This window comes from Psychromonas sp., from assembly GCF_983033635.1.
Genome location: NZ_CEZLMY010000164.1, coordinates 1 through 7,758 on the forward strand (window position 1 = coordinate 1; position 7,758 = coordinate 7,758).

Annotated in this window: 4 protein-coding genes; 1 reads left to right on the plus strand and 3 read right to left on the minus strand. The window is 37.9% G+C overall.

Annotated features, from left to right (window positions below; all coding sequences use genetic code 11):
- A partial coding sequence (locus AC4GME_RS15570) for a PilZ domain-containing protein (protein WP_490379719.1) occupies positions 1–987 on the plus strand: 987 nt, incomplete at its 5' end.
- Positions 988–1,156: 169 nt separating this feature from the next.
- Here the strand turns inward: AC4GME_RS15570 and glgX are convergent.
- From glgX to malQ, 3 genes are all read right to left on the minus strand, one after another.
- Positions 1,157–3,262 carry a glycogen debranching protein GlgX gene (gene glgX / locus AC4GME_RS15575; RefSeq protein ID WP_490377910.1) on the minus strand — a complete coding sequence of 702 codons (2,106 nt, stop codon included), beginning with the start codon at positions 3,260–3,262 and terminating at the stop codon, positions 1,157–1,159.
- On the minus strand, positions 3,263–5,569 hold the full coding sequence (gene glgB, locus AC4GME_RS15580; RefSeq protein WP_490377911.1) for a 1,4-alpha-glucan branching protein GlgB: 2,307 nt from the start codon (positions 5,567–5,569) through the stop codon (positions 3,263–3,265).
- Between the two features lie 292 nt (positions 5,570–5,861).
- The coding region (malQ, locus tag AC4GME_RS15585) for a 4-alpha-glucanotransferase (protein ID WP_490379720.1) at positions 5,862–7,758 on the minus strand (1,897 nt) is incomplete at its 5' end.

A 7,758-nucleotide genomic window follows, 5' to 3' on the forward strand; every position in this document is an offset into this window, starting at 1 on the left:
ATATTTACACTTTTTTCAAGTGAACATAGAAAAGAGGAACGCTATCTTTACAAGAGCAGATTGTCACTTTCTACTGAAGAGGCTAGATATACAGGAGAAGTCGTTGACTTTTCATACTCAGGTCTAAAAATTAAGCTTGATCAAATTGCCGCTTTACCGCCATCAAGCAGGGTCACAATTAATTTATTGGCCTTACAAAAGGTTTCTGCAAAATTTGCTTTGTCTCACCTGCAATATAAAGTTGTCTACAGTGGTCGTAACAATACTGTGCATCTGCAGGTTTGTGATAGCCAGACACTTAAAATTTGTAATCAATTTTTCTTTTTGTTAGTGCAAAAAAACCCCAGACACTTTACATGTGTGCCACTAAAAACAGTTAAACAGCCCTCTTCTAATCGCTTGTTAGAAATTTCAGAAGAAGCATTTATTAATTGTGTTTTTTTTATTGGTAAAGAGTCCGCTCGACCTAAAATCAGTTTCGCTGCAATTGATAAAGACGATCATCCGTTGCAAAAGCTGTTTTCTATGTATAGTGATAACAGTTCCGAGTTGAATTATTACCCGCTTGCAAATAATCATTTGTACGAGCGTTTGATCACTCAGCCATTTAAAAATAGCGAAACAGGTGAATTATTTAAGGAAGCGCTAATCTATATTAAAGCTTCTAAAGATAAAGATAATAGATGGTTAATAAACAGTTTTCTTGATAGTGACTTTAAATCTGAACAACATAAAATTGAATTTATTACCCAGACGGATAAAGAAGCTACATTTTATGCTGTACATTACCGACTCACAGCACTTGAGCCAGTTAATTTAATAGATATAAAATATGAAATTCGTGCAATATCACGCTATGCAATTCACTTAACAAAAAAGCTTGAAGAAGAGCTACGGGCAATCAATGCGATGATTGAACTGACAGATCGGACACACGATATTCTACAAACAATAAAATATAGAGAACTCATAACTGAGAAAAGTTGATAGGAATATAAAAAATCAGCCTGAACCGATCTCCTGAAACTGACAGAGCACTGCAACTCTAAGCGGGAATTTAATTGCTCAATTTTCAATAGGATCAAAAAAGCCAATCCCGCAATTTACAGTGGGATTGGCTTAATAAAACCAGCAATCTATTTAAAAAACAAATTTATCAGGTTAAATGGCGTACACATTTTAATAACATTAATGAGCGTGCATTGAGTTGAATGGTACCCTTAACGTTTTTATGCATATCGGTTAATTCACCTGTATCACAAGCTGTATTAACTTTCATCTTCCAAACCAGTCCCACATCCAACTTGGGTGATTTGCAACCAATTTGATAACTGGATGCATTTAAGATTAAAAACCAATGCTCGCCACACTCGACAGATTCACGTAATTCAAGCGCAATGGCTTGCGAATTAGACGCATGCCAATCATCATCTTCCATTACATAACCATCTGGATGGTACCATTTAACAAGATCTGAACTCTCACATTGGTCAATACAATCATCACTTAAAGCTAAATTAGCAAACAGTCGAGATTCTTGACGTAACTTGATTATCTCACTGGTAAAGTTAAATAATTTTTGGTTTTCATCATTCAGATCCCAGTTTAACCAACTTATTTTATTGTCTTGGCAATAGGCGTTGTTATTACCTGACTGACTATTACCCATTTCATCTCCCGCTAAAAAATGCGGTGTGCCTTGCGATAATAATAAGCTGGTAATAAGATTACGCTTCTGCTGCTGACGAACTCTATTAATGCGTTTACTATCTGTATTTCCTTCATGCCCATAATTTGCAGATAAATTATGACCGTGACCATCTCTATTTTTTTCACCATTCTTACTATTATGGCGAGACTTATAAGAGACCAGATCGTCTAAAGTAAAGCCATCGTGATAGCTGATATAATTAACACTGGTCGAGTTAGAACGGTAACGCTTAGCAAACATATCACGCGATCCTAACAAGCGTGTTGCAAGCTCGGCAACATGCCCCGTATCTCCACGCCAAAAAGAGCGCATCGTGTCACGGTAGCGATCGTTACATTCTAACCAATCACTCGGGAAACCACCTAAACGGTAGCCGCCAGGGCCGATATCCCAAGGTTCAGCAATTAATTTAACGCGGCTTAATATAGGATCTTGAAATATAGCTTTAAAGAAAGCACTCTGTTCATTAAAAGCACCATTTTCGCGTGCTAAGGTAACAGCGAGATCAAAGCGGAATCCATCAACCTGCATCTCAGTCACCCAGTAACGTAATGAATCAAGAGCAAGCTTTAAAGACCATGGATAATCAAGATTTACCGTATTACCACAACCTGAATGATTACTATAATTTGAGTAATCAGGATTATGCCCATTCTTTTCTTTTTCAAAGGTAAAATAATTTTTATTATCAAAACCTTTTAAGCTGATAATCATGCCATCTGCACCAGACTCTCCAGTATGGTTAAACACCACATCTAAAATGACTTCAATTCCTTGTGCATGGAGTTCACGTACCATTGTTTTGAATTCAATTACAGCATCATATTGCGCATAACGACAGTCTGGAGAAAAAAAGTTAATCGGGTTATAACCCCAGTAATTGGTTAATTTTAACGGTTTAAGCCATGCCTCACTCATAAAGCTGAATATTGGCATTATTTGTAAACTGGTAATACCCAGTTTTTTATAATGTTTAATACTCTCAGGGTCAGACAATCCGAGATATTTACCACGTTTTTCCAGCGCTATCTTTTTATTAAGTTGACTAAACCCTTTGACGTGCACTTCATAAAGTATTCGGTCATGAACTGAAACTCTAGGTTTTTTTACCCCTTGCCAATCAAAATTTGGATCAACCACCACAGACTTAGCAACTTGTGAATCATCACTGTCACTTTGTGCTTGCTCAAAACTATGCTGTACGCGGTTTAATGCTTTGGCATATGGATCAATTAATAAGTTGTTGCTGTTAAACAGCAGGCCATTTTCAGGCTCGTAGTCACCATGGACTCGATAGCCGTATAACTGACCTGCTTTTACTTGCTTGATGAAAATACTCCACATATTCCCCTGTTTCACTTCCAGGGAATAAGTTGCAATCTGTTTTTCATAGCTATCAAATAAACACAATTCAACTCGGTAAGCACCTAAGCTATAGACTGAAAAGTGGCAACCATCTTTATCTAAAATCGCACCGAGTGGCAAAAACTGCCCACGCGATGCTGAAAATGGATGATTGTTTTTATCAAATTCAAGTAATTTATCGTTCAATTATTTTTCCTTTTTCTGTAAATATACCGTTGATAATGGCGGTAAATTTATTGTTAATGAGTATGGTTTGTCCTGCCAAGGTTGCTCTTCTGCAACAAAAACACCTAAAGTATCACCCACACTAAAGTTACTGCCCCAGTAATAATGACTATCGGTATTTAAAATAACTTCATATTCACCAAGCTCGGTTACCGGTACACGATAACCTTCTCGTGGTACAGGCGTGAAATTAGAAAGACAGATAACTTGTTTGTCTTGTTTTAAATTATTACGAACAAAAGAGAAAACACTGTTTTCACCATCAGAATGGTCTAACCACTCAAAGCCTTCGTTTTTATAATCAGCTTCAAATAATGCAGTGTTAGATTTGTATAAATGGTTAAGATCCGCAATAAGTTGCTTTTGCCCTTTATGCTTATCAAATTCAAGCAAGTCCCAATCTAACCCAGTATTGTGGTTCCATTCTTTAGTTTGTGCAAATTCCGCACCCATAAAGTTTAATTTTTTGCCCGGATGTGCGTACATATAGCCCATATAAGCTCGTAAATTAGCAGCGGCTTGCCATTCATCACCAGGCATTTTATCTAACATACTTTTTTTACCATGCACAACTTCATCATGTGAAATAGGTAAAACGAAATGCTCGTTATAATGGTACACCATCGCAAAGGTCATTTCATGGTGATGATACTGACGGTACATAGGATCTTCTTGCACATAGCTTAATGTGTCATGCATCCAGCCCATATTCCATTTAAAACCAAAACCTAATCCACCTTCAAATGTCGGTTTAGATACACCGGCAAAGGCGGTTGACTCTTCAGCAATAGTCATCGCATTTGGATACTGACGGTATACTTCTTCGTTAAACCATTTTAATAAACTAATCGCTTCATAGTTATGGTTGCCACCATCAACATTTGGTACCCACTCGCCCTCTTCACGGGAGTAATCCCAATACAGCATTGAAGCAACGGCATCAACACGTAAACCGTCTACATGGAATTTATCAAGCCAGATTAAAGCACTCGCAACTAGGAATTGGCGCACATTATCGCGTCCAAAATCATAAATATATGAGTTCCAATCAGGATGCCAGCCACGACGTGGATCTTCGTATTCGTATAATGGCGTACCATCAAATCTTGCTAAACCGTGCGGGTCTGATGGGAAATGCGCAGGTACCCAATCGACAATGATACCAATTCCAGCCTGGTGACATTGATCAATAAAGAATTTAAGATCATCCGCATCACCAAAACGACTGGTAGCTGCAAATAGTCCAACTGGTTGATAGCCCCAAGAACCGTCAAACGGAAACTCAGAAATAGGCATTACTTCGAGGTGGGTATAACCCATTTCAACAATGTATGGAATTAACTCATCCGCTAATTCGCGATAAGTTAACATGCGTTCTACACCATTTTCATTCTTACGCTTCCATGAGCCTAAATGTACTTCGTAGACGCTCATTGCAGCAAAACGTTTATCACCTTTTTGAGATGCCTGCCAAGCTTGGTCGTTCCACTGATAAGCATCGTGATCAACAACAATTGATGAATGAGATGGATACTGCTCAGCTTGGAAACCAACTGGATCAGCTTTATGTGGTAAACGATTGCCAAGTCCATCTTTAAGCTCAAATTTATAAGCGCAACCCACTTCCAGATCAGGAACAAAAATCACCCAATGACCACACCAGCTGCGTTGCATCGGCTGACGCTGTCCATCCCAATGATTTACTTCCGTAATCAAACTAACACTTGATGCATTTGGTGCATAAACGATAAAACGTACACCACTGATCTCTTTATCTTCACAGCTGACAGTTTTTAGTTGTGCGCCTAATGTCTTATATACATTTTGTGGTGCTTCATGCAATGTTGATAAACCATCAAAAGCAACATCATGGAATTGGTACGGATCCACAAAACGGTGATTTGCATCTTTATAAATCGCATTTAATTCATAAGCAAATTTCTCAGTTGCATCTACTAATTCAAGTTCAAATAAACCTGCATCATCAACTTTATTAAGTTGTGCCATTGCACTATCAGAGCCTAATGCATACAACTCAACTTCCAGTGCATCGGGTAACCAAACTCGTAAAATAAACCCCTTTCCCGATGGGTTGGTTAATAAACCTAAACGCTCAAAAGGATTATCTAACTTTGCTTCTTTAAGCAAGGAGATTAAAGAAACGTGCTCAGTATGCAGTGAGCGCTGTTTTTCCACTACATCAATTGGTTGTTTTTTCACTACAGCAATTGGTTTTTTTTTCGCTTGTTTGCTTACAGTTTTATTCATAGTTTTCGCATCCAATAGTTAATTCATGATATAGCTTATACCTAGTTAACCGAGAAATTTGATAATCAGAATAATAAACAGTGACTATCTTCAACACATAAAAATAGAAAAGAACGTTCTATATTTGATTTTATTAATGTGAAGATAGTGACTTCTTATGATTATCAGCGGAGAAATGGTCAGGAAGCGAGCTTTGCTTATAATATTCGGGAGTAACCCCGAATATTGTACGTTGATCTAGCCGCTTCCTTACGTCCTAATCCACATTTCTAAGAAGTTTAAGTACGCTAATTTATTTTTTTCGAGCTTCTGTTAAATCTGCAAGTAGTGTTTTTACTTGTTGATTATTAAATAACTGCTCGATATTTTGAGACAATTTACGTTGCCAGTTACGATATTCATCACTTGTACCTGGAACATTTACCGGCTGGTCCATTTCTAAAAAATCTTCCAGTTGTAAACTTAATAGTGCAGAGCTTCCTTTTGCTAAATGTTTCTGCAGGGCAAAGTTGAGTGTTTGATCCATCCCGGTATACATAGCATCACGAGAGAAGTCATGCGGTAAGCTACCTAAACCATGTAAGCTGTCTAATATTTGTTGCTTACAAACAAGACGATCTGTTAATAATTCTTCGAAAACTTCCAGGTCTGGGTATAAACCTAATTCACGACCTAAATGAAGATCTTCACAATGCCAGAAACCTTTGATGGTTGGCATATCATGTGTAGATAACGTCGCCATTGCTTGCTCTGCGTAATGGTCAGGAGCAATATAGCCACCATCTTCTGCTTGCTCAAAGAAGAATACTTTATAAGAGTAAACACCCGCATCTTTTAATAAAACATCAATACCTTCAGGTACAGTCCCCAGATCTTCGCCAATTACCAGACACTCATTACGCACACTTTCCAGTGCTAATAAATTAAGCATATCTTCAACTTGGTAATAGATGTATGCACCTTTTTCTGCACTTGCATTATCAGGCACCCACCATAAACGCAGTAACGCCATCACGTGGTCAATACGTAATGCACCACAGTGGCTCATATTAGATTGTAATAATTCAATAAATGGCTGGTATGCAGTTTCTTGTAATTGATCAGGTGCAATTGGTGGTAAGCCCCAACTTTGACCTAGAGGACCTAAGATATCAGGTGGCGCACCAACACTGATATGTTCACAGTAAAGTGAGTGGTTAGCCCAAATTTCAGAACTGCTAATACCAACACCTACGGCTAAATCACGGTAAATACCAAGACTCATACCCAATGATTTTGCTAATTGATCAGCTTCTTCTAACTGTAATTCAGCAATCCACTGCGTGTAACACCAGAATAATACTTCTTGAATATTTTCTTTAATCCAAGTTTGTGTCGCTTCGCTTTGGAATGCCTGGAACTCTTCAGGCCAAACAGGCCAGCCCCATGAACTTGCATCTAATGCTAAAAAGTGGAACTGTAATGCATCATAGCTAGCTTGCTGCGTTAATGATTCGCCTTTCTCTTCTACATATTTGTTAAATGCAGTCAGGCGTTTTTTGCTTTTAGCTTTACCGTCATTAAGTGTGACAAAAAGCTCTCTTAATGCAGACAGTTTTAAAGCAGTTACACCTTCATAATCAACCCAGTCTGTATCACGTAATGCGGCCAACTCTTGTTTAAATTCCGCGCTTTCCGTTTTAGCTTGCAAAGATTTATTGCGTGCATATTCATCAACTGAAGTAATATCAGTATATAAAATATTCAACCATTTTCTTGATGACGGGCTATATGGGCTTGCATGACCAGGCTGAGATGGAGATAAGGCATGAATTGGGTTTAAACCAATAAAATCACCGCCATTTTCTTTTGTTTTTGCTAGTAGAGTTTTCAGATCAGTGAAATCACCGATTCCCCAGTTGGCTTCACTTTTAAGGCAGTACAACTGAACACTTGTACCCCAAATTTTTTCACCTTGGGTAATTGGCTCTGGTGCATAACAACGAGATGGCGTGATAATTAACGGCATTGTAGCTAATGCTTCATCAATTCCCTGATCGTAAATAGACAAAGAATGATAACCAATTGGCAAATCAACGGTTAACTCAACTTGATAACATTGGAATTCAACATCAGAAATTTCTTTAATGGCAGTTAAAGGAAATCCCGTTGCACAAACAGTTTGTTTAATTTCACTATTGTCTTCCAGT